Genomic DNA, 25,196 nt, shown 5'->3' on the forward strand with positions numbered 1-25,196 from the left:
CGGAACGGCGAAGGGGCCGTGCCGGCGCTCACGATAAGAGAGCCAGGAGATGACCGCCATGAAGCAGCAGCATCGGTTCCTCCGCAGCGCATTGGCCGCTGTGCTCGCCTGGGGCCTGATGGTCCCGGCCGGCGCCGCCTACGCCGACGGGGAAAATACCGCTACCCCCCCCCTAAGTTCTGAGAACAGTTCCGGCGAAGGGGCGTTCGACGGGCCCCTCGTCGATACGGGTGCCTCCGCGCCCGGGGCCACGGCCGCCGAGACGGGCGGCGAGGACGCCGCGGCCGCCGGCCCGGCTGCCACCGAGGCCGAGCCCACGGCTGAAGAGGGGGCCGCCGCGACCTCCGTGGCCGCAGCCCTCGGCAATATGGTGCCCCGCGCGCTCGCTTCCGCCGACGGAGCCGCAGCGGCCTCCGATGCTCCCGCAGCCCCCGAGAGCGTCACGGCCGGCGACTTCACCGTCGTCGGCGGCAAGGCCGCCACGAGCCAGACGGCCGGCGACGGCGACTTCTTCTTCGAGGGCAGCACTCTCCACATCCTCACTTCCACTCCGCTTACCGTGAGCACGGCAGCTGCCACGGGCCACAACATCGAGATCAATGCCGGCGTGAAGGCCGACCTCACCCTGGCCGGCGTGAACATCAACTCGTCTCTGGCCCCCATCAACCTCGTCACCAACTCCGACGAGGACAAGGACGGCGTGAAGGTCACCAACGCCAATCAGATCACGAACAAGACCATGCTCTACCTGACGCTGGCGGAGGGCAAGACCAACACGCTCGTCTGCAACAACGTCACCGCCACCGGCTCCCCGGGCATTCGCTGCGGCTGGGGCTCCATTCTCGTCATCGACGACGCGGTGACCAACGTGCGCGCCGGCGGTTCCAAGTTCAATCTGGACGACATCGTCACGCCCGAGGGGGGTATGGTGCCCGAGGACGTCACCCTCTACGACGGCGTGACCCGGCTGAAGGCCGGTGATTCGCTGGTGGAGATGGAGGCGCCCGATTGCAGGCTGAACGTGACCGGCGGTGGCCATTCTGCTGGCATCGGGTCGGCGGCCAACGAGAATGCCGGCACGCTCATCTTCAACGGGGGGATCATCACGTCCCAGGTGCTGCCCTGGAACAGTTCCCGCTGGGCCCTCTCTAACGGCGCCGGCATCGGCGGCGGCTCCTCCGGGTCGGGCACTGTGATGATCTTCAACGGCGGCAACGTGACGGCGACAGCTGGCTCCTGCGGTGCCGGCATCGGCTCGGGCTTGGGTTACTACAGCTCCGATCACCGCGGAGGCACCCCCAAGGCCGATGCCATCAACATTCCCACGGGCGAGGCGGCCTCGGGCGGCTACAGCTTCGATGCCCGGCCCGACAGCGTAGAGTGGTTCTGCTGCAAGGCAGCCCAAATGACATGCCCCCAGGGGGTGCACTACCTCGGTTCTGCTAAGGACACGAACTACTTCACCGTGGCGGGCGATATCACCGTGAACGGAGGCTTCGTCTCTGCCAACAGCGGTCAGCACGGTAACGCCTTCGGTCAGAGCTGCGCCCATGGTCCCTCTTCCAACCACAATCATATCGTGCGCGTCACCGGCGGCACGCTGCTCACCAATACCTATGACATCAACAGCACCAATCCGCCCCGCGCCGCCCTGGGCGCCTCGTTTGGCTACACCATTGTCACCGGCGGTTCGGTCATGGTCCAGAAAAAGGCCAACGGCAAGCCGGCATTTCAGGGCATCGGCGGCACCGCCTACAACACCCAGGGGGTGGAGACCTGGGACGATGTCGAGAGCCTCGGCGGCAGCCTTCCCGACACCGACAAGGTGCAGATGCTCACCATCGACCTGTCGAGCGAGTTCGACAAGGGTGCCACCGATGCCGACAAAACGGTACCCGTGGTGAAGTGGAAGCTGGAGATCGACAACATCGAGCAGGAGTACGGCGCGCCCTCTTACCTGGACAAGGGCAAGCTGTACCTGTGGCTGCCCGAGAGCGCCACGGGCAAGAACGTGACCGTGACCATGTCCTACCGCGACAAGGACGGCGGCCTCCACGACATCGAGCCCATGTACGTCGAGGAAGTGGGCGGCGACCAGGGCTCCACCCTCAAGCGCTACATCGACATTCAGGTAGAGAAGCTGACCGCGGAGCAGCAGGAGTACTTCTCGGGCCTTGTGAAGGAGTACGACGGGCTCTCCTTCGAGCCTTTGACCATCACGCCCGACAAGCCCATCGAGTTCGTGTCCGAGCAGGGCAACAAGTACACGCTCACCGACATGAAGCACGTGACCACCTCCTACCAGCCCTACGATGCCGTGGACGGAAGCCCCCTGCCGGGAAGCTCGGTGGTGACCGGCACCGCCATGCCGGCCGATACCGGCACCTTCCGCGTGCAGCTGGTGTCGAAGGAATACGCCACCGACGCCACGTTCGAGAGCAACTACTGGGGCCACCGCATCACTGCCTGGGCCAAGATCACGCCGGTGCCCGCCGTGCTGGAGATCGAGGGCGTGGAGTGGGGCTATCTCGATGAGGACGCCACGCCGGGCGATGCCAATGCCTGGCAGCCCATCCTGAAGGACCAGACCGCCGGCGGCATCGCGGGCAACCGCCTGAAGCTCACCTTCAACATCCGCTCGGCCAACACCACGGCGCTCACCTGCGCCGCGCCCACGGGCAGCTTCCAGGTGCGCATCGACGGCAAGAAGGTGGGCGAGCCCATCAAGCTCACGGCCGAGGAGATCGGGAAGTCGGCCCACTCCACCATCGAGGAGAAGGACATATCGGTGAAGGGCGCCGACGGCAAGCCCGAGACGCGCCATGCCACCGTGGTGACCTACTACCTGGATCCGGCCAACCGCGACGGCCTGCTCGATTTGCTGGAATCGGCCGGCAACGGCGAGGAGCACAAGGTGAACCTCGAGTACATCGCCGACAAGAACTACATCGAGGGCGTGGACAAGAACCCGGAGAACGCCGGCGAGGACGACGCCTTCATCGTGCCGGTGCCTCCCACGGGCGACGTGAAGCCCGACGGCCCGGTGGACATCGAGGAATCGGAGACGCCCGATCCGGGCCCCGGAAGCACCGACCCGGACGACCCCACGGGCAAGATGACCGTCATCCGCAAGACCATCACGGCCAGCTACGCCGATTTCCACGACAAGGCCAACCCCGACCTGGAGGACTTCTTCGCCCTGGCCCTGGAGTCCAGCTCGTCGGTGAAGCCCACCTATGCCGTGTCCAACAACGCCGTGGCCGACCTGGTGCGCGGCGAAGACGGCGCGCCGCTCATCGGTGAGGACGGCAAGCTCCAGGTGCAGATTAACAGCTGCGGCACCTCGGTCATCACCGTGGAGCAGAAGGCCAACGCCCTCTACACCGGCATCAAGTACATCCTCACGGTGAACGTGCTTCCCGACCCGAGCATCCGGCCCCAGATCCAGATCCGCCTCACCTGGCGCAACCTCACGGCCCTGAACGAGGCCGGGGGAGAGCCGGCGGCGGCCCTCGCGGCCCGCGGCGTGGCCGCCGTGGCCAGCGGGGAGGCCGCGGCCTTCGCCTCCCGGGCCGCTGCCGACCGTGCCAGCACCCCGCCGCGCCCCGGCGACGTGCTGGAGTACACGGTCACGGGCCTGAACCTCACGCCCGGAAGCGCCTGGCAGGCCGCTGAGCTGAAGGACATGATCGATGCGAAGCTCTCCTTCGACGCGGAGTCGGTGGAGATCGCCCCGAACTACGCCACCCACAGCGACGCCTACGACCTGGGCACCGCCGCCTTCTACCGCGACTTCGATTGGGACGACCTCGACTGGAGCGATGTCAACCGGGACGACTTCTCCTACGTGGCCCCCACGCTCACCAAGGGCATCGGCACCGTCTACGGCGGTCAGTCCACTTCCGTCCGCTTCCAGGCCACGGTGGGGGAGAACGAGGGGCTCGGCGACCGCCCTGAGGACGGCAAACTGCCCGAGATATCCAACGAGCCCTCGGGCACGGGCGGCTTCGGCAAGGACGAGGGCGACCTGGCCCCTGGGGAGAAACCCCAGCCCCCGAACCCCCTCGACCCCGCCGCGGACATCGAGATCGTGGGCGACGGCGACCGCGACCCCGATACGGGCAAGTTCCCCGACCCGGAGCCCACGCCTGTGCTGCCGAAGGACCCCGCCGCGGCCGACATCCAGACCACGGTGAAGGTGGAGCTGAAGGAGCACAGGGAGGAGCACGACGGCGACCGCTTCATGGTGGGCGACACCCTCCAGGTGACCGTCACCTCCACCAACACCGCGCCCGACTCCAAGCTCGCCAACGCCGTGGTGAAGGCCACGCTGCCCGTCGGCATGGAGCCCGTGCCCGGCACCATCAAGCTCGTGCTCGACGACGGCACGGAGATCGCCGTGCCCGACAGCGCCTACGACCCGAAGACCGGCGTCGTGGCCGTGAACGCCGGCGACCTCTACGGCGGCGAGAGCGCCAGGCTCGTCTTCGACGTGGAGGTGACCTCCACGAGCGAGACCCGCGACCCGAGCGACCCGTCCGACCCCGACAATCCGTCCAACCCCGGCGACCCCGGCAACCCGGATGACCCCGACGACCCGTCGAAGCCCGGCAACCCCGGCAACCCCGGCGGGCGCCCCGAGGGCCCCGGCATCGAGGGCGGCACCCTGGGCGAGACCCCCACCGACGAGTGGGAGCGCGAGCACCCCATGGTGCCGGACCCGGACGACCCGGACGGGCCCCTCGTGCCCGGCGAGCCGACCGAGCCCGTGGAGAAGCCCGAGCCCGGCACCCCCTTCGTGCCCGCCAAGCCATGGGAGGACCTCGAGGACGAGCTCGTCTCCACGCCCCCGAGCCAGGATCCCGACATGCCGCCCGTGCTGCCGGCCAACCCCAAGCTGGAGGACGACGCCGACGGCCCGGCCGACGTGAAGGTGGCCAAGACCGCCGAGAACCTTGACCGGGGCGACGGCACCACCCGCGTGGGCGATACCGTCCGCTACACGGTGACGCTCTCCAACGCCAAGGCCCACACCATGTGGTACGGCGCGGTCATCCGCGACGAGATCCCGAAGGGCCTCGAGCCCCTGGCCGGCACCATCCGCCTCACCGCGCCGTCCGGCGCCGAGGTCGAGGTGCCCGACTCCGCCTACGACCCGGCCACGCGCGTGCTCGCCGTCACGGCGGGCGACCTCGCCGGCGGCCGGACGGCCGTGCTGACCTTCGAGTGCGAGGTCACGGAGGACGCCCTCGGCGCCGACATCGGCAACGTGGCCACGGCCCACGGCACCCGGCCCTCCGACGCCGACCCGTCGGAAGTCGCCCCGGGTGCGACCCGGCCGGCCCCGGGCGAGCCCTTCGAGCCCTCCGAGGGCTGGGACGCCTTCCTCAAGGACAACCCGGGCCTCGCCAATCCCGATGTCGCCTACCCCGAGGGCACCGACTCCAAGGGCGGCGTGCAGCCGGCCGCCGAACAGGATGACGAGGACAATGGCAGCGGTAAGGGCAATTCCAAGACCCGCATCAAGCTGGCCCAGACCGGCGACGACCTGCTCGGCGCGGCCGTCGCTCTGGCCCTGGCAGCCGCCGCAGCGGCCGCGGTGCTCATCGTCCTGGCCCTCCGCCGCCGGCGCGAGCGCCGAGAGCGCCACACGGGTCAGTGGTAGGGGGAGAGGCAGCGTCGCGGTTCTTTGGGCTGTTGACTGCCCCCCGCCCGATGCCGGTAGCGCTGCGTATAGGCTTCGCTCCGCTGAGGTAGAACGTACCGGATAGAGCATGCAGCAGGAGATGCCCTCGCTTTCCGCGGGGGCATCTCCTGTCGTTGAGGCTTTCTGTGGGTTCCGCTGCCAGCCGAGTGGCTGTGCGAGGGAGGCTCGGTTCGCTCTTCAATGGCCCCAGTTGTCCGTCGATTGTTGCTTTTCTAACGGATTAGTGACACCATGAGAAGGCTACCGACGGCACGTCGATCAGCGGAGAAGGATGCGGGGCTCGCTCCCCGCCAGAGATAAGGAAGGTTCTGATGGAGCGCGCATTCGAACAGAGCTTGAAGCTGGCCCTGGCCTTCGCTTTGGCTGCGACTATGGCCATGCCCCTCACGGGGGGGGGTGCTACCGTTGAGCGCGCGTGGGCCGATGAGCCTGTGGCCCAGGCGGCCGATACGGTCAAGCTGACCATCAAGGCCGGTGCAGCCACGCCCGTGGAGGGGCAGGCCAACACCTACCACTTCCCCGATCTGAAGGTGAGCGCAGAGCCGGCCGACGCGAAGTTCCAGAGCATTACCGTGCAGTTCACCACGGGCATTGCCTCTGGGGACGACATCTATTACAACTCCAAGCACGAGAAGAACAACAACGAGACGCTGCCCGCTGGCTTTGAGCGCGTGGGCAAAACGGGCAACTGGTCGGTCAACTACAAGACCAACGGCGGCGCCACGGCCGAGCAGTGGGAGGAGTTCCTGCGCGATTATCTGACCTTGAGCCTGGCCGATGCCACGAATACCAAGGGCCTGCGCCTGGTGGCGAGCCTCGCACCCGTGACGACCATTCGCGATTACAATTCCCTGAACGGGCATTATTACGAAGTGGGAGTCGGCAGCATCGGATGGCTCGGCGCCCTTCAGGAGGCCGAGAAGCATACCTATATGGGCATGCGCGGGTATCTGGTGACGGTGACCGATCGCGCGGAGCAGGACTTCGTGTTCTCCCTGGTGCACACCGACACCTGGATCGGCGGCACCTGCGACGATACCCATACGCGCCGCACCAACGCCTGGGCCCAGAATTACCGCACCCATAACGCCGATGCTGCGACCCGCTGGTCCGACGTGCAGACCTACAATTCCGGTGGTTACAGCCATTACTACTGGGTCTCGGGCCCAGAGGCCGGCCTCAAGATGGGCGAGTGTCGCTCCAATACCGAGCGCCGGCCGGCCATCAACCCCGAGACTAATGAGGAGATGTTCATGTTCTGGGCCAGCGCCCAGCCCGATGGCTATAGCACGGGCGAGCGCTGGATGCAGCTGGCGGTGAACTTCGGGGCTTCGGCCACCGATAAACTCGGTCAATGGAACGACCTGCCGCGCGATTACGGTAGCGTCAACTATTACGTCATCGAGTACGGCGGCATGCCCGACGACGTAGATCCCGACGATGACCAGGCCGGGGCCGACGTGTCGCTGGACGTGTACGTGAAGGTGGACATCATCGTAGACCCCACGGGGCGCACCATTACCACCGAGGCGGACGACATTCAGGTGGGCGACCCGCTGGCCGTTCAGGAGAACGTGAACGGCGATACCCATGTGAAGACCCACATCGTGAAGGACGGCGCCATCGTCGATGAGAGGGATGCGGAGGTCGAGCGCACCTACTGGATCAAGGATCCCGGCTCGGAGGGGGCCGACGCCAAGGGCTGGCGGCCCTTGCGCCCCGAAGAGATGAACGAGAAGGGCGAGCCCATCCACGCCGGCTCCTACAAGGTGGAGTCCAAGAGCGTCTACAGCGTCACCGAGGACGGCGCGACGGTGCAGGACTACGTGGCCGGCGAGGCCACCTTCACCATCAAGCCCCGGGCCGTGGACGTGACGAAGCCGGCCGAGGCTCCGGACGATCCCGCGGCTCCCGATGCCACCCAGGATACCGAGGTCACCGACCCCGAGACGGGGGAGAAGGTGACCGTGGCAGGCCGTGGCTGGTCGAAGGTCTATGACGGGACGCCCTACCTGGCGGGCGGCAACGTGTCCATGGCCGACGGCCTGGTGGGAAGCGCCTCGGCGTGGCTCTCCTTTGAGCGGGCCGAGTTCGTCGCCAAGGACGCCGGTGAGCGGGAATTGGTGCTGCACGGCGTGAAGGTGAAGGGCCCCCAGGCGGCCGACTACCGCATTGCGGGGCTGTCCGCTGACGGCACCCTCACGGTCCAGGGCGCCATCGAGCCGCGCGACCTGGCCATTGCCACCCGCTGGTTCCCCACGGCGGGCACCGATCCCGTCTCGTGGGTGAAGAACGTGCCCCTGGCCGACCCCGCTGCCCCGGGTGCCCCCGTGGGCCGCTACAGCGATCTGGCCGCCTTCGACAGCGCAGCCGCCACCGACAGCGCCGACGACGGCGAGCACACCTGGCCCGTGGCGTGGCCCGCTTCCATGCTCGCCCCGGGCGACGACCCCGCCGTCGTGCTCGGCGCCCCTACCTTTACCGCCGCCACGGCCGGCGGCCTGGCCCTGAACGCCGCGCGGCCGCAGCTGGGCGCCTACCGGCTCCAGGCCTCCTTCCCGAAGGTCTCTGAGATCGGGAGCGCGCTGCTCACCGCCGACGGCAACTACCGTGTGACGCTGAAGCCGGCCGAGCTTGCCGTGACCGAGCGCATCGTGGTGGACCTCACCGAGGACGATCCCATCGACATCGTGCGTCCCGTGGAGCCGCCCAAGCCCGTGCCGACGCCGGTGACTAAGGACGACCTGATCGACCTCGTGGAGGACAAGTTCGGGCCCGATTCCAATGCTCCGGACGATAAGCGCATTCCCGAGGGAGTGGACCCGGTGGTCACCATCACCAAGGATGGGCTGCCCGTCGACGAGATCGATCCCTCCGAGCCGGGGAACTACGAGATCACCGTGACCTATCCGGGCCCCGACGGCACCGACTACGTGGCCGATATCGATTACGTGGTGGAGGGGAAGCCCGCGCCTGCCCCGGCCCCGGGCCTGTTCACGGTGAGCACGCGGCTCGCCGGCGCCACCGAGGGGGCGACCATCACTCCCAGCCAGACCCTGACCGCCGGCTCCACGGCCACGGTCACGTGGGCCGCCGGGCCCGACTGCTACGTGGCCTCGGTTAAGGTGGACGGCCGCCTGGTGGACGTCGCTGGCGTCCGCCAGGTGTTCGAGAAGATTGCCGCCAACCACGAGGTGGTGGTCACCCTGGCTCGCAACCCCATCATCGAGGGCGGCTCCACGGGCGGCTTCTACACGGTGACCGTGAACCGCTACGGCGCCGGGGCGGAGGTGAGCCCGAGCGCGGTGCTCTCCGCCGGGGCTGACGGACGCGCCACCTGGAAGGCCGCCGAGGGCTACCGCATCGCGGCGGTGTGGGTGGACGGCAAGGAGCTGTCCGCCACGGCTGTGGTCAGCGGCGCCATCGACTTCGCGAAGATCGCGGCCAATCACGTGGTGGACGTCTACGTGGAGCGGGCCGACGGCTCGCCGGCGCTGAGCCCCGACGACCACCGGGTGACCACTCAGATCAAGGGAGGCCCCGGCACCATCACCGGCAGCGGCACGGTGACTGCCGGCGGCGAGTACCACGTGGCCTGGCAGCCGGTCATCCAGACTGTGCCCGACGTGACCGATCCCTCCTATGCCGTCTACGAGGTGGCGAAGGTGGAGGTGAACGGCGAGGAGGCCGCCGGTACCGACGAGCGCGAGCTGGAGCTCTCCGACATCAAGGAGGACAAGGCCGTCGTGGTCACCCTGCGGCCCGTGGTCTTCGACGTGGCGGTGCTCGCCTACGGGCCGGGGGCCGCTTCCGATTCCCGCACCCTATTCAAGGGCCAGGGCTACGTTGACATTTCCGGCACTCCCGACGGGGGCGCCCATATCTCCTACATCGAGGTGGACGGCCTGCCCGTCTTCGACGAGCGCGTGCCCGCCGGCGCCCTGGCCACGGTGGCGGCCCTCTCCGATGCCGCCGCGGTTCTGAGCGGTACCGTGGGCGACGCGGTGGGCTCGGCGGCCGGCAGCGAAGCCGATGGGGTGGCGAGCTCCTTCGCCCTCGGGCCCGAGAAGGCCTGGGCCGAGGAAAGCGCGCCGGAGGCCGTTGCCCTGGCGGCCGCGGCCGATCCGGTGTTCCCCGCGCCGACCATCGAGCGGCGCCAGGCCGACGGGGCGGGGCTCGACATGGGTATCGGCGGCATCGACCGCGACCACGTGGTGAAGGTGTACTTCGCCAAGGACGGCGAGGCGGCCAACCCCGACACGGTGAAGGACGTCGTGGACGTCACCGGCGGCGTGGAGGGCGGCCCGGGCTCGGTCACCATCGGCGACGGCACCGGCTTCGTCGATCCCGATGAGGACCAGACCGTGACCTGGGAGATCCCCGAGGGCTATGAGCCCACCGAGATCGTCGTGGGCGACCAGCGCTTCCCCGTGCCGCCCGGCGCCACCGAGGTGGTCATTCCCGGGGGCACCTTCAAGCCCGGCGACCACGTGGAGCTCGTGGTGGAGAAACGCGAGCCCGGCGATGAGACCGTGCCCTCGCGCACGCCGCGGCCGGAGGCCCCCGAGCAGCTGCGGGTGGAGACCTCTCTCACCGGCGGCGCGGGCACCATCACCGGCGGCGCGTCGGTGGATCGCGGCGGCAGCTACACCGTGGAATGGGCGCCCGCGCCCGGCTATCGGGTGGTGAAAGTCCTCATCGACGGCGGCGAGCGACCCGATCTTCTGGGCGCCTCCTCCTGGACCTTCGAGGACATCGGCGAGAACCACACCGTGCAGATCGTACTGGAGCCCATTCCCGGCACCGTTCCCGATGACCCGACGGATCCCGACGACGGCTCGGGAAGCGGTTCGGGGAATGACGGCGAAGGTTCCGGCGACGGGGACGACGACGCCACCAAGATCCGCCTCAAGCTGGCCCAGACCGGCGACGAAGCGCCTGCCGTAGCGGCCCTGGCCCTGCTGGCGGCCATAATCGCCGGCGGCGCAGCTTGGCTCGCCCGCCGCCGCACCCGCGCGTAACAGCTCTTCGCGGGCCGGAGCCTGCGGGTTTCGGCCCTGCGCTGCCGCCACCACGTTGACCAGGTGTTTCCTGGGAATTCCCAGGTAGGGAGGCGATTCCTACCGCGGCGCAATTTCCCGATTTTCATGGGGCGAAGGTTGGCTATAATGGGCGTCATGTTTTCTCGCGAGCACATACTGTCGGCCTTCTCCGCGGCCGCCCCCATCATGCTGGGCTACGTGGCCATCGGCCTGCCCTGCGGCATCCTGTCCAACACCATCGGCCTGAACCCCCTGCAGGTGTTTCTGCTGTGCGCCCTGCTGTACTCGGGCGCCGGCCAGTTCATGATCTGCAACATGTTCCTGGCCGGGTCCTCCATCGCCTCCATTACCGCGAGCGTTTCGCTGGTGAACACGCGCCAGATGCTCTACGCGGCCTCCTTCGCCCCCACCTGCGAGAAGACCCCGCGCTGGCTGGCGGCCCTGTTCGCCGCCTCGGTGACTGACGAGTCCTACGGCGTGAACACCCAGCGCTTCGCCGAGGGGAACTGGTCGGTGGACCGGGCCCTCATGGTGAACCTGTTCTCCCAGAGCTCGTGGACCATCTCCAACGTCATCGGCTGCGCCGTGGGCGCCGCCGTGGCCATTCCGGTGAACATCGCCGCCTTCGCCATGACGGCCATCTTCATCTGCCTGCTGGTCACTCAGAAGTTCACGTCCGCGAATATCATCGCCATGGCCGTGGCGGCCCTCGGCGTGTATGTCTGCAAGGCCGCCGGCCTCACGGGCCCAGCCATCCTCATCGGTGCCGTGGCCGGTGTGGTGTGCGCCATGGCCTTTGCCCTCACCGTGGGGAAGCGCTCCGGCGCCGCAGGGGAAGAGGCGGCGGGGGAAGGGGTTGCTTCCGTGGAAGGGGCGCGCACTGAGGCTGCGGCGCTGGAGGGCGTCGCAACGGAGGGTGCTCACTTCGCTGACGAGGCAGCGAAAAAGGCGGCGGGGGAAGGGGAGCGCCGATGAGTTGGGATCAGTTCTGGGTCGTGCTCGTCGGGTGCGTGCTGGCCATGTGGGCCTGCCGCGTCATCCCGCTGTTCCTGCTGAAGGGCAAGGCGCTGCCCGAGAACTTGGAGCGGGCCCTCGGCTTCATCCCTCCGGCGGCCTTCGCGGCCCTGGTGGCCAACGACCTGCTGAACCCCGGCATGTTCGATGCCGGCATCTGGCCGGCGGCCATTCCGCTCGTGGCGGCCATCGCCTGCGCGCTTGTGGCGGCCAAGACGAAGTCGCTGCTGTGGACCGCCGTGGCCGGCGTGGGGGTTTACGCCGCCCTGGCCTTCTTCGCGGTATAGGGCGCGATTGTGGGCGTGATCCGCTTTCTCGGGCAGCACAAGGGGGCCGTGGCCCTCGTGATGCTGCTGCTCGCGGCCAAGGCGGCCTGCGATCTGGCCCTGCCGGTGTTCACATCCCAGATCGTGGATGTGGGCATCGCCCAGTCCGGCGTGGAGGACGTGGCCGAGCTGGAGCATCTGCGGGCGGCCGGGGTGGACCTCCTGCCGCGGCAGATGGCCTATCTGGGGCAGCTGGGGCTGCTCATGCTGGGGGTGGCCGCGGCGGCCATGGTCTTGGACGTGGCCGTGTCCCTCGTGGCCTCCCGCACCGGCGCCGCCATCGGCCGCGATGTGCGCCGACAGCTGTTCTCCCAGGTCGTTGCCTTCTCGGAGGGGGACATCAATCGTTTCTCGGCCGCCTCCCTCATTACCCGCGGCACCAACGACGTGGTGCTCATCCAGAACGTGTGCACCATGATCCTGCGCATGGTGCTCTACGCTCCCATCCTCGCCATCGGCGGCGTGGTCATGGTGATGGCCACGAACCCTCAGATGGGATGGATCGTCGTGGTGGCCGTGGCGGCGGTGTTCACGGTCATCGCCGTGCTCTTCCACTTCACGTTGCCCCGCTTCAAGATGATGCAGAAGCTCATCGACCGGGTGAACCTCGTGGCCCGCGAGATGCTCACGGGGCTCTCGGTGGTGCGGGCCTTCAACCGCGACGGCTACGAGGAGGAGCGCTTCGACGAGGCCTCGGCCCGGCTCATGCGCACCCAGCTGTTCACCAACCGCGCCATGGCCGCTATGATGCCGGCCATGATGCTCATCATGAACCTCACTTCGGTGGCCATCGTGTGGTTCGGCGCCGGGGCCGTGGGGGCCGGCACCCTGCAGACCGGCGACCTCATCGCCTTCATCACCTACGCCATGGTCATCATCATGGGCTGCCTCATGATGGGCATGATCTCCATCATGCTGCCCCGGGCCGACGTGGCCGCCGCCCGCGTGCGCGAGGTGCTTGAAGCCGAGCCCTCGGTGCCCGATCCGGCTCCCGTGCGCGGGAGCGCCAGCGGGACTGCTGCCGAGACGGGAACGGGACGGGGCGACGACTTCGCGGCGAAGGGGGAGGGACTGCGGGTCGTTTCGCCGGTTGGCGCAACGGTACCGGGGGCCGATCGGGAAGGGGGCGTCGCCGTGCCTTCGTCCTCAGAAGCCAGCGGCGTGCGCATCGCCTTCGAGGGGGTGTCCTTCCGCTACGAGGATGACAGCGAGGCGGTGCTCGAGGACGTGTCGTTCACCGCCGAACCGGGCACCACCCTGGCCATCGTGGGTTCCACGGGGTCGGGGAAGTCCACGGTGGTGAAGCTCATCGAGCGCTTCTTCGACGTGAGCGCCGGGGCCGTGACCGTGGACGGTATCGACGTGCGCCAGTGGCCCCAGGACGCGCTGCGGGCCTGTTTGGGCTACGTGCCCCAGAAGGCCTTCCTGTTCGAGGGCACCGTGGCCACCAACATCGCCTACGGGGATCCGGATGCTGACGAGGCGGCCATGCGGGCCGCCCTGGCCGCGGCCGAGGCCCTGGCCTTCGTGGAGGAGCGCGAGGAGGGGCTGGCGGCCCCCATCGCCCAGGGCGGCACTAACGTCTCCGGTGGCCAGCGCCAGCGCCTGGCCATGGCCCGGGCCCTCGTGCGGCGCCCGCGGGCCTACCTGTTCGACGACTCCTTCTCGGCCCTCGACTACGCCACCGATGCCCGGGTGCGCTCGGCTCTGACCGCCTACGCTGCCGGTGCCACGAAGATCATCGTGGCCCAGCGCATCTCCACGGTGCTCGATGCCGACTGCATTGTGGTGCTCGAAGAGGGGCGCGTGGTCGGGCGCGGCACCCATGGGGAGCTCATGGACACCTGCCCGGCCTATCGCGAGATCGCCCTCTCCCAGCTCTCCGAGGCCGAGCTCGCCGCCGTCGGAAACGATATCGACGTTCCGGCCGCAACCGTCCTGTGCGACCCGCTGGCCCCTTCCGCAACCGCCTCGGAGCCGTCGCCGCACTCTCGCTCAACCGCTGCCGAACCGCAGCCCGGCCCCGCCGCAACCGTCTCAGATACCCCGTGTCGGGAAGGGGGTGCGCGATGAGCGGCCATCCTGGTTTCGTGCCCCGTCCCGGACGGGGTCCCGGTCGCGGCCATGGGCCGGCCGGGCGCATGATGGGCGGCGAGAAGCCCCTGAACCTCAAGGCCACCCTGCGCCGCATGCTCTCCTTCATGGGGCAGTTCAAGGGTCGCCTCGCCCTCGTGCTCCTGTTCGCCGTCGGGTCCACCGTGTTCTCCATCGTGGGCCCTAAGGTGCTCTCCGAGGCCACTACCGTGCTCTTCGACGGTACCGTGGCCGCAGCGGCGGGCACCGGCTCTATCGACTTCGCCGCCATCGGCCGCATCCTGATAGTCACGCTTGGGCTCTACCTGGCCTCGGCCGGGTGCGCCTGGGTGCAATCGTGGATCATGAGCTACGTCTCCCAGCAGACTTGCTACCGTCTGCGCGACGCCATCGCCCGCAAGATCGAGCGCGTGCCCTTCGGCTACTTCGAGAAGAACTCCACCGGAGACACCCTCTCGCGCATCACCAACGACGTGGACACCCTGGGCCAGAGCCTGAACCAGGGCATCACTCAGCTCATCACCTCGTCGGTCACCGTGGTGGGCGTACTGGCCATGATGCTGTCCATCAACGTCGTCATGACCCTGGTGGCCCTGGTCATGATTCCCGTGTCCATGGCCCTCGTGATGGTCGTGGTGCGCCTGTCCCAGAAGCACTTCGTGGCCCAGCAGCGGCTGCTCGGGGCCTTGAACGGCCAGGTGGAGGAAACGTTCTCGGGCCATGCCGTGGTGAAGGCCTTCGGGCGCGAGGGGGCCACGGTGGAGGCCTACGAGCGGGACAACGAGGCCCTCTACGACGCCGGCTGGAAGGCTCAGTTCCTCTCGGGTCTCATGATGCCCGTGCTCGGCTTCGTGGGGAATCTGGGCTATGTGGCCGTGGCCGTGTCCGGCGCCTTCTTCGCCGTGACGGGGGCCATTACCGTCGGCGATATCCAGGCCTTCATCCAGTATGTGAAGAACTTCACCCAGCCCATCACCCAGCTGGCCCAGGTGTCCAACGTGCTGCAATCCCTGGCTGCGGCCGCCGAGCGCATCTTCGCCTTCCTCGATCTGCCCGAGATGGACGAGGAGCCCTCGTCGGTACCCGTCGCCGATCTGGCCAGCGACGTGGAGTTCGATCATGTGCGCTTCGGCTACAGCCCCGACGCCCCGGTCATCCGGGACTTCTCGGCCCGGGCCGCCGCCGGGCGCACCGTGGCCATCGTGGGGCCGACAGGGGCGGGCAAGACCACCATGGTGAAGCTGCTCATGCGCTTCTACGACGTGGATGGGGGCGCCATCCGCATCGGCGGCGTTGACGTCCGCGACTTGACGCGGGCCGAGGTGCGGTCGCTGTTCGCCATGGTGCTCCAGGACACGTGGCTGTTCTCCGGCACCATCCGCGAGAACATCCGCTACGGGCGCCTGGATGCCACCGACGAGGAGGTGGAGGCGGCGGCCCGCGAGGCCTGCGCCGACCACTTCATCCGCACCCTGCCCGGCGGCTACGACTTCGCCATCAACGAGGACGGCACCAACGTCTCCGCGGGCCAGCGCCAGCTGCTCACCATCGCCCGGGCGCTTCTAGCCGACCGCCGCATGCTCATTCTGGACGAGGCCACCTCCTCAGTGGACACCCGCACCGAGCTGCGCATCCAGCGGGCCATGGATCGGCTCATGGAGGGGCGGACCTCCTTCGTCATCGCGCACCGGCTGTCCACCATCCGCCGCGCCGACCTCATCCTCGTCATGCGGGACGGCGACATTGCCGAGCAGGGAACCCACGAGGAGCTCCTGGCGGCCGGCGGCTTCTACGCCGATCTGTACGCCTCCCAGTTCGCCGCCTGCAACGACCGCTTCGAGGATTGAGCGGGCCACGGTTGCGGAAAGGTAAAGGTTCTCTGTTGTTGCGCAGTCCTCGCCGCGGGGCGGCTTCCCATTGGCTATGATAGGCGTTCCGAATAAAGACCGACCGTCGCCGATTCGCCAAAGGAACGTCGAGATATTATGTCCATAGCGTCGCATTCCCCTGGGGTCCCCGTGAGCGAGGATGCCTGCGGATCGTCCGCCCACCTGCCCGACGGCATCTGCCGCGTGGCCGCGGGGGCCCTCGGGGCCACCCGCCTCATCGAGGGCGCGCCGACGACCGGTTCCGACCGCGTGCTCGTGGCCGCCTTCGATTTCGACGGCACCTGCATCCGCGGCAACTCCCCAGTGCTCCTCGTGCGCCATCTGGCGCGCAAGCGCATGCTCGCCCCCTCGGTGGTGGCCCGCATCCTCGGTTGGGCCGCTTGCTACAAGGCGCGCCTGCCCCAGAACGAGAGCTGGGTGCGGGGGCTTGTGTTCCGCGCCTTCGCCGGCCGTCCCGTCGGCGAGGTGAACCGGTTCCTTTACGACTTCTACGATCGCTTTATCGATGAGCGCTTCCGCGCCGATGCCGAGGCGGCCATGCGGGCCCACGAGGCCGAGGGCCATGCCGTGGTCTGCGTGTCGGCCACCTTCGAGCCCATTGTGGCCGCGGCCATGGAGCGCCATCCCATCCAGTACGCCATCGCCACCCGCATGAAGGTGGACGGGGCGGGCAACTACACCGACGAGGTGGCGGGGCTGCCCATCGAGGGCCCCGAGAAGGTAGTGGTGCTGAGCCGGTTCTGCGACGAGCAGTTCGGCGCGGGGAACTGGGAGCTGGGCTGGGCCTACGGCGACCACCATTCCGACCGATCGCTTCTGGCCGCCGCCCGCCATGCTTGCGCAGTCACGCCGGACCGGCCCCTCACGCGCACGGCTAACGCCGAGGGCTACGATATTCTCGATTGGTGATAAATGCCCCTAGGCAAGCGCACTTTTGTTCGATAAAATAGCGTCGACACACGATTCCGGGCCCAGGGGCCCGCAGCTTATGAGAGGTAGCAGCCATGTTTGAGAGAGACGAAGCGAACCCGCCTGCGCCCGGCGATCCGTCCGGCGCCCCGTCCGATTATCTGGCCCGGGCCGTGGCCGCTTGCGAGGCGGGCGATGCGCGGCTGGGCCTGCACCTGTATCTGGCTGCCTTCGAGCAGGCCTCGGAGGCGAGCGAGGTACCCTCGGAGGATGCCATCATGGGCCTTAAGCAGGCCTGGCGCGTGGCCTGCGCCACCAAGGAGCGCTCTTTGGCCGAGTACATTTTCGGGCGGCTCGAGCCCTATCTGTCCCATGACGAGGTAGCGGCCTGCACGTCCCAGCTCCAGGGTCTGGCCTTCGACCGCCTGGAGGAATTCGGCATCTCCCGTGACGACCTCGAGGAGATGTCCGAGGCTATCTCCCAGGACGTCATGGGCCTCATGGCCGCCCCGCCGCTCATCATCGGCGCCTCGGCGGCCCCGGCGGTTGCCCTGGCCGCCCCGCCTTCCTCGGAGCGAGGGGCAGTCGAGCAGCCCGTGCCGCCCGCCGGTGCGCCCGAGGGCGGGGCCGAGCCCCAGCCGGTGGATATTTACACCTACGATACCGTGCCCGGCTACGGGGCCGTGGTGGAGCGTATGCGCTCCCTCGGCATCGGCCTGGCCGGCGATGCCTCCTTTGGCGAGTTCGTCGCCATGCTGAATGCCCGCCACGGCTTCGACGCCATGCCCATGGTGGACACCCTGCTGTTCTGCTCGCCGGCCCGGGAGGACGCGAGCCGCTTCATGATGGCCACCGTGGGCGAGCTGGGGCTGCCCGCCGTGCGCATGCGCATGGAGGAGAGCTTCCAGGGAGTGCCCATGCTCTGCGTGAGCGCCCAGGCCGCCGACGCCGACAAGCTGGCCGGCCTGCGCCGGGGCTTCGAGGGCGGTGGCGTGCTCGTGCTGGAGGATCTGGATCTGTGGGGCTCGCCTTTGTCCGAGGCCGCCGACGACATGGCCGGGCTTCTCATGGCCGCCATGTCCCGGGGCGCCCGCGAGGCGGTGAACCTCATCCGCCAAGCCGTGGAGAACCCCGATGTCTACGTGCTGGCCTCCGCCTCCTCGGCCGAGGCGGTGGATCCGTTTTTCCTCGACATGCTCTATCCCATCTCCTGCATCGACATCGACTATCCCACTCCGGCCGAGCGCGACGATATCTGGATGGATCTGGCCCGGACCCATCCCTCGCTGCGGGCTCTCAACCGCGACGAGCTCGTGCGCCTGTCGGCGAATCTGCCGCGCTACGATATCTACATGGCCGTGCGCGAGGCCCTGGAGGAGGCCTACAAGCAGGGCCTCGTGGAGCGCCGCTACCAGCCGGTCACCCGCGACAACCTCTTCGACAAGCTGGCCGCCTACCAGCCGCTTGACTCCGCGGAGTACGCCGAGCTGGAGAACGCCGTCATCTCGGACTTCGCCGCCGGCCTGGGCGAGCTGGAGGACCTGCTGTAACCGGCAGGCGGGAAGGGCGCGCAGTGGGGAAGATCGTAGAGCCGGCCTGGCCCGCATGGGCCGAGCCGGTAGAGGCCTTCGTGGGGCGGATGCTCGCCCGCGGCGACGAGCTGTACCGCGAGCTCCCCTGGCGCCACGTGGACGACCCCTACGCGGTGCTCGTGTCGGAGATCATGCTCCAGCAGACCCAGGTGGCCCGCGTGGGCCGTTTCTGGGAGCGGTTCCTCGCGGCGTTTCCCTCGGTAGATGCCCTGGCTGCTGCGGCCGTGCCCGATGTGCTGGAGCTGTGGCAGGGGCTCGGCTACAACCGCCGTGCCCTGGCCCTGAAGCGCACGGCAGACCAGTGCGCCGCGGAAGGGGAGGGGCGGCTGCCCGACACCTACGAGGGGCTGCTGGCCCTACCCGGCATCGGGCCGGCCACGGCCGCCGGGGTCATGGCCTTCGCCCATCAGGTGCCCGGGGTGTACGTGGAGACCAACGTGCGGGCCGTCTTCCTCCACGAGCTGTTCCCCGGCCGCGACGCCGTGACCGACCGGGAGCTGGCGCCGGTCGTGGCCGCAGCGGCCTTCTGCGGGCCGGCCGCCGCCGATCCGCGGCGCTGGTACTACGGGCTGCTCGACTACGGGGCGCACCTCAAGGCCACGGGTGTGAACCCGACGCGGCGCTCCGCCTCCTACAGCCGCCAGTCGGCCTTCGAGGGGTCGCGCCGCCAGAAGCGGGCCTGGATCGTGCGCCGGGTGCTGGCTGCCCCCGAGGGCGCCGAGGCCTCGCGGGTGCTCGCCGAGCTCTGCGCCGCCGAAGGGGCCGCCGGGCGCCCGGCCGTGGACGGAGCGCTGTTCGCCTCTATCGTGGACGATCTCGTGGCCGAGGGCTTCTTCCGTCGCGAGGGCGCCCTCCTCATCCCCTGAAGGAGTTGCCGTGGGTGTCATCGAACTGATTCTGACCGGCGTGGGGCTGTCCATGGACGCCTTCGCCGTGGCCGTGTGCAAGGGCCTTGGCATGCGGCGCATCCAGTGGGGCCAGGCCGTGGTCATCGCCCTGTTCTTCGGGGGCTTCCAGGCCCTCATGCCCCTCGTCGGGTGGGCCGTGGGCAGCCTGTTCTCGTCCTACATCACGGCGGTGGACCATTGGATCGCCTTCGGGCTTCTGGCCCTCATCGGCGCCAAGATGCTCTGGGATGCCTTCCATGAAGACGGCTCCGACGAGCGCACCTGCAACCGCCAGTGCGCCACCTGCGCGCGGCGGGGCACGGCGGCCTGCGCCGACGCTCCGGTGCCCCTGGACTTCCGGGAACTCACCATGCTGGCCGTGGCCACCTCCATCGATGCCCTGGCCGTGGGCATCACCTTCGCCTTCCTCGGGGTGAACATCGTTCTCGCCGTTGCCCTCATCGGTGTCACCACCTTCGTCCTGTCCCTCGCCGGCGTCGTCATCGGCAACCAGTTCGGCTCCCGCTTCGAGAAGCCGGCCACCATCGCCGGCGGCGTCGTCCTCATCCTGCTCGGCTGCAAGATCCTCTGCGAGCACCTCGCCGGCTAGGCTGTCCCATCGGGGGCGTTCGTCCCGCCTCACTGTGCGGTCCGGTCCCGTCTCGCGCCGCGCGGCGCCGCCCGAGGGGGCGCCTGCCCTGTGCCGCTGCCCGAGGAGAGCGCCGCGCCCTGCCCGCCGCCGCCCGAGGGGGCGGCCTGTGCCGGGTGCGTCGGCGGCGAAAGCGTTTATCATGGACGGCGACCTATTGGCATCCTGACAGACAAGGCGCGCCCATGCTCTTCGACGACTCCATCGCCTTCCTCGGCCCGGCCGGCACCTACAGCAACGAGGCGGCCCTGCGCTTCGCCGCCCGCCTCGGCATAGCCGAGCCGCACCTGGTGGAGTGCACCTCCTTCGACGAGGTGTTCGACTGCGTGGACGGCGGCGTCACCCGCTTCGGCGTCGTGGGCAAGGAGAACTCGCTCGAGGGCCCGGTCACGGCCACCCTGGACAACTTCGCCTTCCGCACCGATGCGGTCATCCTGGCCGAGGAGGTCATCAACGTGAGCCACTGCCTGGTGGCCCACCCCGAGGCCGATCTGGACGCCATCGTGCGCGTGGCCTCGCATCCCCAGGGCATCGCCCAGTGCCGCCGCTTCCTGGCCACCGAGCTGCCCGGCCGGGCCACCCTGGCCGTGTCCTCCACCGCCGAGAGCGCCCGCCTGGCCGCGGCCGATCCCACCTGCGCCGGTATCTCCAACGCCCTGGCCGCGGAGATCCACGGGGCCCGGGTGCTGCGTCGCGCCATTCAGGACAACCCGGAGAACCAGACCGCTTTCGCCCTGGTGGGCCGTCTCGCCGATGCCGAGCTGCTGACCGGCGAGCGGTACAAGACCTCCCTGGCCCTCTTCCTGCGGGCCGACAAGCCCGGCGCCCTCCAGATGATCCTCTCGGAGTTCACCTACGCCGGCATCAACCTCACCATGCTGCAATCGCGCCCCACCAAGCGCCAGCTGGGGGACTACATGTTCTTCGTGGAGCTGGCCGGCTCCATCCACGACATCGACGTGCAGACGGCCCTCGAGTGCCTGCGCCTGAAGCTGCGCGACGTGAAGGTGCTCGGCAGCTATCCCATCGAGTAGGGGCGCCCCCCATTTTCTTGTTCACCGCCGCCGTCCCGGGCCCCGGGCTGCATAAGGAGCCGCCCTCGTTGTCAGCAGCGGTCGGAAAAATCTGCGAGCGGCATGGGCTTTCACCTGCCTTGTTACCCGCGCGATGCCGCGTAACATTTTCCAACCGTTGGTAGAATGTTTCGCAGCCATCGGTGCTTCGCGGAGTGAATAGGTCTCCAATAAGGATACTCTTAGGCCCGCATGTAAGCGAGACGAGAACACCTATAAGGAGGTGTACGCATGGAAAATCAGGCAACGATGTCAGAGTTCGACAGCATCCTTGCCTCGCGTGGCGTGTCCCGCCGCAGCTTCATGAAGCTGTGCGCCGGCATCGCCGCTGCCGCGGGCCTGTCCCCGCTGGCGGTCCCGCGCGTGGCGAGTGCGCTCGAGGAGTCTGTTATCGGCGCAACGTCCGGTGACCTCTATCCGGTCATCTGGATCGAGGGCGCGTCCTGCACGGGCTGCACGGAGTCCTTCGCCCAGGTGGAGACTCCCGACGTGGCTTCCGTGGTGCTCGACTTGATCTCCCTGAACTACTCGGAGACCCTGTCGGCCGCCGCCGGTCACTCCGTGGAGGAGGCCAAGGCCCAGACCATCAAGGCGGGCAACTACATCCTCATCTACGAGGGTGCCGTGCTGGAGGCCTTCGACGGCAACGCCCTGCGCGTGGCCGGCGAGGTCGGAACCACTGCCCTGGTGGAGGCCGCCGAGAGCGCCAACGCCGTCGTGGCCGTGGGCTCCTGCGCTGTCAACGGCGGCTGGATGGCCGCCGCCCCGAACCCGGCCCAGGCCCTCGGCGTCCAGCAGTACCTGGAGAAGGTCGGCGTGGCCACTCCGGTCGTGAACGTGCCCGGCTGCCCGGTGAACCCCGAGTGGGTCATGTCGGTGCTGGTGGACGTCGTGGTCATGAAGGACATGGACCTGCTGCTGAACCGCCTGAACGACTTCAACATGCCGGGCGACCTGTTCAACCAGACCATCCACGACAACTGCGAGCGTCGCGGCCACTTCGAGAACGGCGAGTTCGTCTACGAGTTCGGTTCCGAGGAAGAGGCCCTGGGCTACTGCCTGTACCCCGTGGGCTGCAAGGGCCCCCAGACCCGCGCCATGTGCGGCGTCACCCTGTGGAACAACCGCCGCAGCTGGTGCGTCCAGGCCGGCGCCCCCTGCGTGGGCTGCTGCGAGTCCAACCCGCACAACCCCGGCGACAACTGGGTCGAGGTGAACACCCCCTTCTACAAGCGCATGCGCGATTTGCGCATCGGCCCGCTGAACCTGCAGCCGACCACCATCGCCGTGACCGTCACGGGCCTCGTGGCGGCCGCTCTCGTGGTGCACGGCTTCGGCATGAAGGCTTCCGGCCGCATGGACGGCGGCGCGCCCTTCGAGAAGATCCGCAAGTGGGACTCCAAGCACCCGCAGCAGGAGATCGGCACCTACGCCGACCCGGTCACCGGCGGCCCGGTCCTCGACGAGGAGCTCGTCCACAAGAACGCCGATCCCCGCAACAACGACTAGAGAAGGAGGTGAGCTGACTTGACACGTTCCGTTATCGATCCCATTACCCGTATCGAGGGCCATCTCCGCGTCGAGATGGAAGTGGAGAACGGCAAGGTTGCCGATGCCTGGGTTTCCGGCGGCTGCTTCCGCGGCATGGAGCTCGTCGTGCAGAACCGCACCCCCGAGGATGCCGCTCAGATCGTCGAGCGCATCTGCGGCGTGTGCCCCGTGTCCCACGCCCATGCGTCGTCCATCGCCGGCGACAAGGCCTACGGCATCACGATCTCGAACAACGCCCGCATCATCCGCAACCTGCTGGAGGGCGCGCAGTTCCTCCACAGCCATATCCTGTGGCTGTACAACCTGGCGGCTCTCGACTACGTCAACCCGCTGAACGCCCTTCAGGCCAACGTGGACGACGCCTACGGGCTCGCCCTGGAGAAGGGCCTGGCCCTGCACTCCGACCTGAACCAGCTCTACGACAAGCTGGGCGCCTTCGCCCAGAACGGCCAGCTGTCCATCTTCTCGGGCAACTGGTTCGAGGCTGACGGCGGCAAGGCCTACGTGGACGCCCCCGAGGCCAACCTGATCCTGACCTCCCATTATCTGGAGGCCCTGAAGATGCAGGCCCGCGCCTCCGAGATGGCGGCCCTGCTCGGCGGCAAGATGCCCCACGTGATGACCTCCATCCCCGGCGGCAACATGTGGGTGCCCACCGAGTCCAAGCTCGACGACCTGCTGGCCATGGCCATCGAGGTGCGCGACTGGGTGAACGACACCGTGCTGCCCGACACCCTCGTGCTGGCCGAGCTGTACCCCGAGGCCATGACCTTCGGCAAGGGCTGCGGCCGCTACATCGCCTGGGGCGTGTTCGAGGGCAACGGCTGGCCCTACGGCGACGACTACATCGAGCAGATGAAGAACCGCTACCTGCCCATGGGCGTGCTGGACGAGAAGTTCGGCGTCACCGACGTGCAGGAGGACCTCATCCAGGAGTACATGGGTCATTCCTGGTACCAGGGCGACGATACCTACACCTCGCCCTACTTCACCACCGACCCGGCCTTCACCGACTACAACGTCGACGATCGCTACACCTGGGTGAAGTGCCCCACCTACGACGGCAAGCCCATGGAGGCGGGCTCCATGTCCCGTATCTTCGCGGCCTACGTCCGCGGCGTGCCCTTCATCAAGCAGAACGTGGACGCGGTCCTCGGCCTGCTGGGCGCGAAGCCGGGCGACCTGTCCGCCTTCCAGTCCACCCTGGGCCGCACGGCCATCCGCCAGATCGAGACCATGTACGTGGCCGATCTCATGGTGGAGTGGGTCACCGAGCTGGCCGAGGCCATCAAGGGCGGCGACTCCGAGTACTTCCGCGCTCCCGAGCGCACCACCGGCGAGGGCTCCGGCTTCTGGGAGGCCCCGCGCGGCGCCCTCTACCATTCCGAGAAGGTGGTGGACGGCAAGATCGAGGGCTACCAGATCATCATCCCGTCCACGTGGAACCTGGCGCCCATCAACGCCAAGGGCGAGCACGGCCCGCTGGAGCAGGCGCTCATCGGCGTGCCCGTGGAGGACATCGAGATGCCCATCAACGCCCTGCGCACGGTCCACTCCTTCGACCCCTGCACCGCCTGCGCCGTGCACGTCACCGACCGCGCCACCGGCAAGCACTTCGAGACCGTCACCAGCCCTTGGGGGGTGAAGTAAGATGGCCCATCTCGCACACTACCGTGAGGCCCATCCGCTCGTGTTCGTCATCACCCACTGGATCAACCTGGTGGCCATGGTGATGCTGATCCTGACCGGCTTCCTCATCCATTTCCCCTTCCTGCCCTTCCTCATGGGCATCGCCCGCGGCTGCCACCTGTTCTTCGGCTTCGTGCTGTTCTTCAACTGCATCGCCCGCGTGATCATGGCCTTCTTCGTGAAGACCTCGCCCACGGGCGGCACGCGCCAGCAGGTGACCGACTACAAGACCTGGCTGCCCCAGAAGGACAACCGCCATCAGGCCCTCGAGTGGATCAAGTACTACCTGTTCCTGAAGAAGGACCATCCGCTCGGCGCCAAGCTCGGCGTGCCGCAGAAGATCAGCTACCTGCTGATCCCGGTGCTCATCATCGTGATGTTCTGGACCGGCCTGTGCCTGTGGGGCGTGACCATGAACGTGCCCGTGTTCGCCGCGACGACGAACCTCGTGGGCGGTCTCATGTCCATGCGCATCATCCACTACTTCATGATGTACGTGTTCATCATCTTCATGTTCATCCACATCTACCTGGCGAACGTGGAGGGCTTCGAGCCCACCAAGCTCATGTTCATCCACAAGGAGCATGGTGGCCTGGTGTACGACCCCGACCTGCACAACATCGTGGGCGAGGACCACGACGTGCACTAGGGCGTTAGCCGCAAGCACGCTTGAAAAGGGCGATCTCTTCGGAGGTCGCCCTTTCTTTTTGCGGCTCGCCTCGGTCGGAGCCACCGGGTATTCCGATTCGCTCGGCAGTCCTCGCTTTGGAGAAC

Annotated in this window: 14 protein-coding genes; all 14 read left to right on the forward strand. The window is 68.1% G+C overall.

The window, feature by feature from the left end:
* The first annotated feature begins 49 nt into the window (after positions 1-49).
* The 14 genes from ACTOXK_RS00695 to ACTOXK_RS00760 all read left to right on the forward strand — a co-directional run bounded on the left by ACTOXK_RS00695 (position 50) and on the right by ACTOXK_RS00760 (position 25,071).
* Complete coding sequence (locus tag ACTOXK_RS00695) at positions 50-5,665, forward strand: hypothetical protein (RefSeq protein WP_482279818.1); 5,616 nt, start codon at positions 50-52, stop codon at positions 5,663-5,665.
* A 353-nt stretch (positions 5,666-6,018) separates the two neighbouring features.
* Complete coding sequence (locus tag ACTOXK_RS00700) at positions 6,019-10,728, forward strand: LPXTG cell wall anchor domain-containing protein (RefSeq protein ID WP_482278264.1); 4,710 nt, start codon at positions 6,019-6,021, stop codon at positions 10,726-10,728.
* Positions 10,729-10,875: 147 nt separating this feature from the next.
* Entirely contained in the window at positions 10,876-11,724 is an 849-nt protein-coding gene (locus ACTOXK_RS00705; protein ID WP_482279819.1) for an AzlC family ABC transporter permease, read from the forward strand.
* Entirely contained in the window at positions 11,721-12,050 is a 330-nt protein-coding gene (locus tag ACTOXK_RS00710) for an AzlD domain-containing protein (protein ID WP_151430799.1), read from the forward strand. Before ACTOXK_RS00705 ends, ACTOXK_RS00710 begins: the two co-directional genes overlap by 4 nt.
* A 9-nt stretch (positions 12,051-12,059) precedes the next feature.
* Positions 12,060-14,162, forward strand: coding sequence for an ABC transporter ATP-binding protein (locus ACTOXK_RS00715; RefSeq protein ID WP_482278266.1), 2,103 nt, complete (start codon positions 12,060-12,062; stop codon positions 14,160-14,162).
* Positions 14,159-16,030, forward strand: coding sequence for an ABC transporter ATP-binding protein (locus ACTOXK_RS00720; RefSeq protein WP_482278267.1), 1,872 nt, complete (start codon positions 14,159-14,161; stop codon positions 16,028-16,030). Before ACTOXK_RS00715 ends, ACTOXK_RS00720 begins: the two co-directional genes overlap by 4 nt.
* Before the next feature lie 138 nt (positions 16,031-16,168).
* Entirely contained in the window at positions 16,169-16,981 is an 813-nt protein-coding gene (locus ACTOXK_RS00725; protein WP_482278268.1) for an HAD family hydrolase, read from the forward strand.
* Positions 16,982-17,076: 95 nt separating this feature from the next.
* Positions 17,077-18,531: a ribonucleotide reductase subunit alpha gene (locus ACTOXK_RS00730; protein WP_482278269.1), complete on the forward strand. Its 1,455-nt coding sequence runs from the start codon at positions 17,077-17,079 to the stop codon at positions 18,529-18,531.
* A 23-nt stretch (positions 18,532-18,554) separates the two neighbouring features.
* Positions 18,555-19,439 carry an HhH-GPD family protein gene (locus ACTOXK_RS00735; RefSeq protein WP_482278270.1) on the forward strand — a complete coding sequence of 295 codons (885 nt, stop codon included), beginning with the start codon at positions 18,555-18,557 and terminating at the stop codon, positions 19,437-19,439.
* A gap of 10 nt (positions 19,440-19,449) precedes the next feature.
* On the forward strand, positions 19,450-20,070 hold the full coding sequence (locus ACTOXK_RS00740; RefSeq protein ID WP_482278271.1) for a manganese efflux pump MntP: 621 nt from the start codon (positions 19,450-19,452) through the stop codon (positions 20,068-20,070).
* Positions 20,071-20,294: 224 nt separating this feature from the next.
* The gene (gene pheA, locus ACTOXK_RS00745; protein WP_482278272.1) at positions 20,295-21,143 is read left to right on the forward strand and encodes a prephenate dehydratase; all 849 of its coding nucleotides are present in this window, start codon (positions 20,295-20,297) and stop codon (positions 21,141-21,143) included.
* 270 nt (positions 21,144-21,413) lie between these two features.
* On the forward strand, positions 21,414-22,691 hold the full coding sequence (locus ACTOXK_RS00750; protein WP_482278273.1) for a hydrogenase small subunit: 1,278 nt from the start codon (positions 21,414-21,416) through the stop codon (positions 22,689-22,691).
* An 18-nt stretch (positions 22,692-22,709) separates the two neighbouring features.
* On the forward strand, positions 22,710-24,383 hold the full coding sequence (locus tag ACTOXK_RS00755; RefSeq protein ID WP_482278274.1) for a nickel-dependent hydrogenase large subunit: 1,674 nt from the start codon (positions 22,710-22,712) through the stop codon (positions 24,381-24,383).
* A 1-nt stretch (position 24,384) separates the two neighbouring features.
* Positions 24,385-25,071: a cytochrome b/b6 domain-containing protein gene (locus ACTOXK_RS00760; RefSeq protein ID WP_135969986.1), complete on the forward strand. Its 687-nt coding sequence runs from the start codon at positions 24,385-24,387 to the stop codon at positions 25,069-25,071.
* The last annotated feature ends 125 nt before the right edge of the window (positions 25,072-25,196 follow it).

The sequence above is a fragment of the Adlercreutzia sp. genome (genome assembly GCF_056795635.1).

Bases quoted from the DNA above. Each gene is read 5' to 3' on its own strand.
- ACTOXK_RS00695 (WP_482279818.1), top strand. From the start codon at position 50: ATGACCGCCATGAAGCAGCAGCATCGGTTCCTCCGCAGCGCATTGGCC.
- ACTOXK_RS00700 (WP_482278264.1), top strand. From the start codon at position 6,019: ATGGAGCGCGCATTCGAACAGAGCTTGAAGCTGGCCCTGGCCTTCGCT.
- ACTOXK_RS00705 (WP_482279819.1), top strand. From the start codon at position 10,876: ATGGGCGTCATGTTTTCTCGCGAGCACATACTGTCGGCCTTCTCCGCG.
- ACTOXK_RS00710 (WP_151430799.1), top strand. From the start codon at position 11,721: ATGAGTTGGGATCAGTTCTGGGTCGTGCTCGTCGGGTGCGTGCTGGCC.
- ACTOXK_RS00720 (WP_482278267.1), top strand. From the start codon at position 14,159: ATGAGCGGCCATCCTGGTTTCGTGCCCCGTCCCGGACGGGGTCCCGGT.
- ACTOXK_RS00725 (WP_482278268.1), top strand. From the start codon at position 16,169: ATGTCCATAGCGTCGCATTCCCCTGGGGTCCCCGTGAGCGAGGATGCC.
- ACTOXK_RS00730 (WP_482278269.1), top strand. From the start codon at position 17,077: ATGTTTGAGAGAGACGAAGCGAACCCGCCTGCGCCCGGCGATCCGTCC.
- pheA (WP_482278272.1), top strand. From the start codon at position 20,295: ATGCTCTTCGACGACTCCATCGCCTTCCTCGGCCCGGCCGGCACCTAC.
- ACTOXK_RS00750 (WP_482278273.1), top strand. From the start codon at position 21,414: ATGGAAAATCAGGCAACGATGTCAGAGTTCGACAGCATCCTTGCCTCG.
- ACTOXK_RS00760 (WP_135969986.1), top strand. From the start codon at position 24,385: ATGGCCCATCTCGCACACTACCGTGAGGCCCATCCGCTCGTGTTCGTC.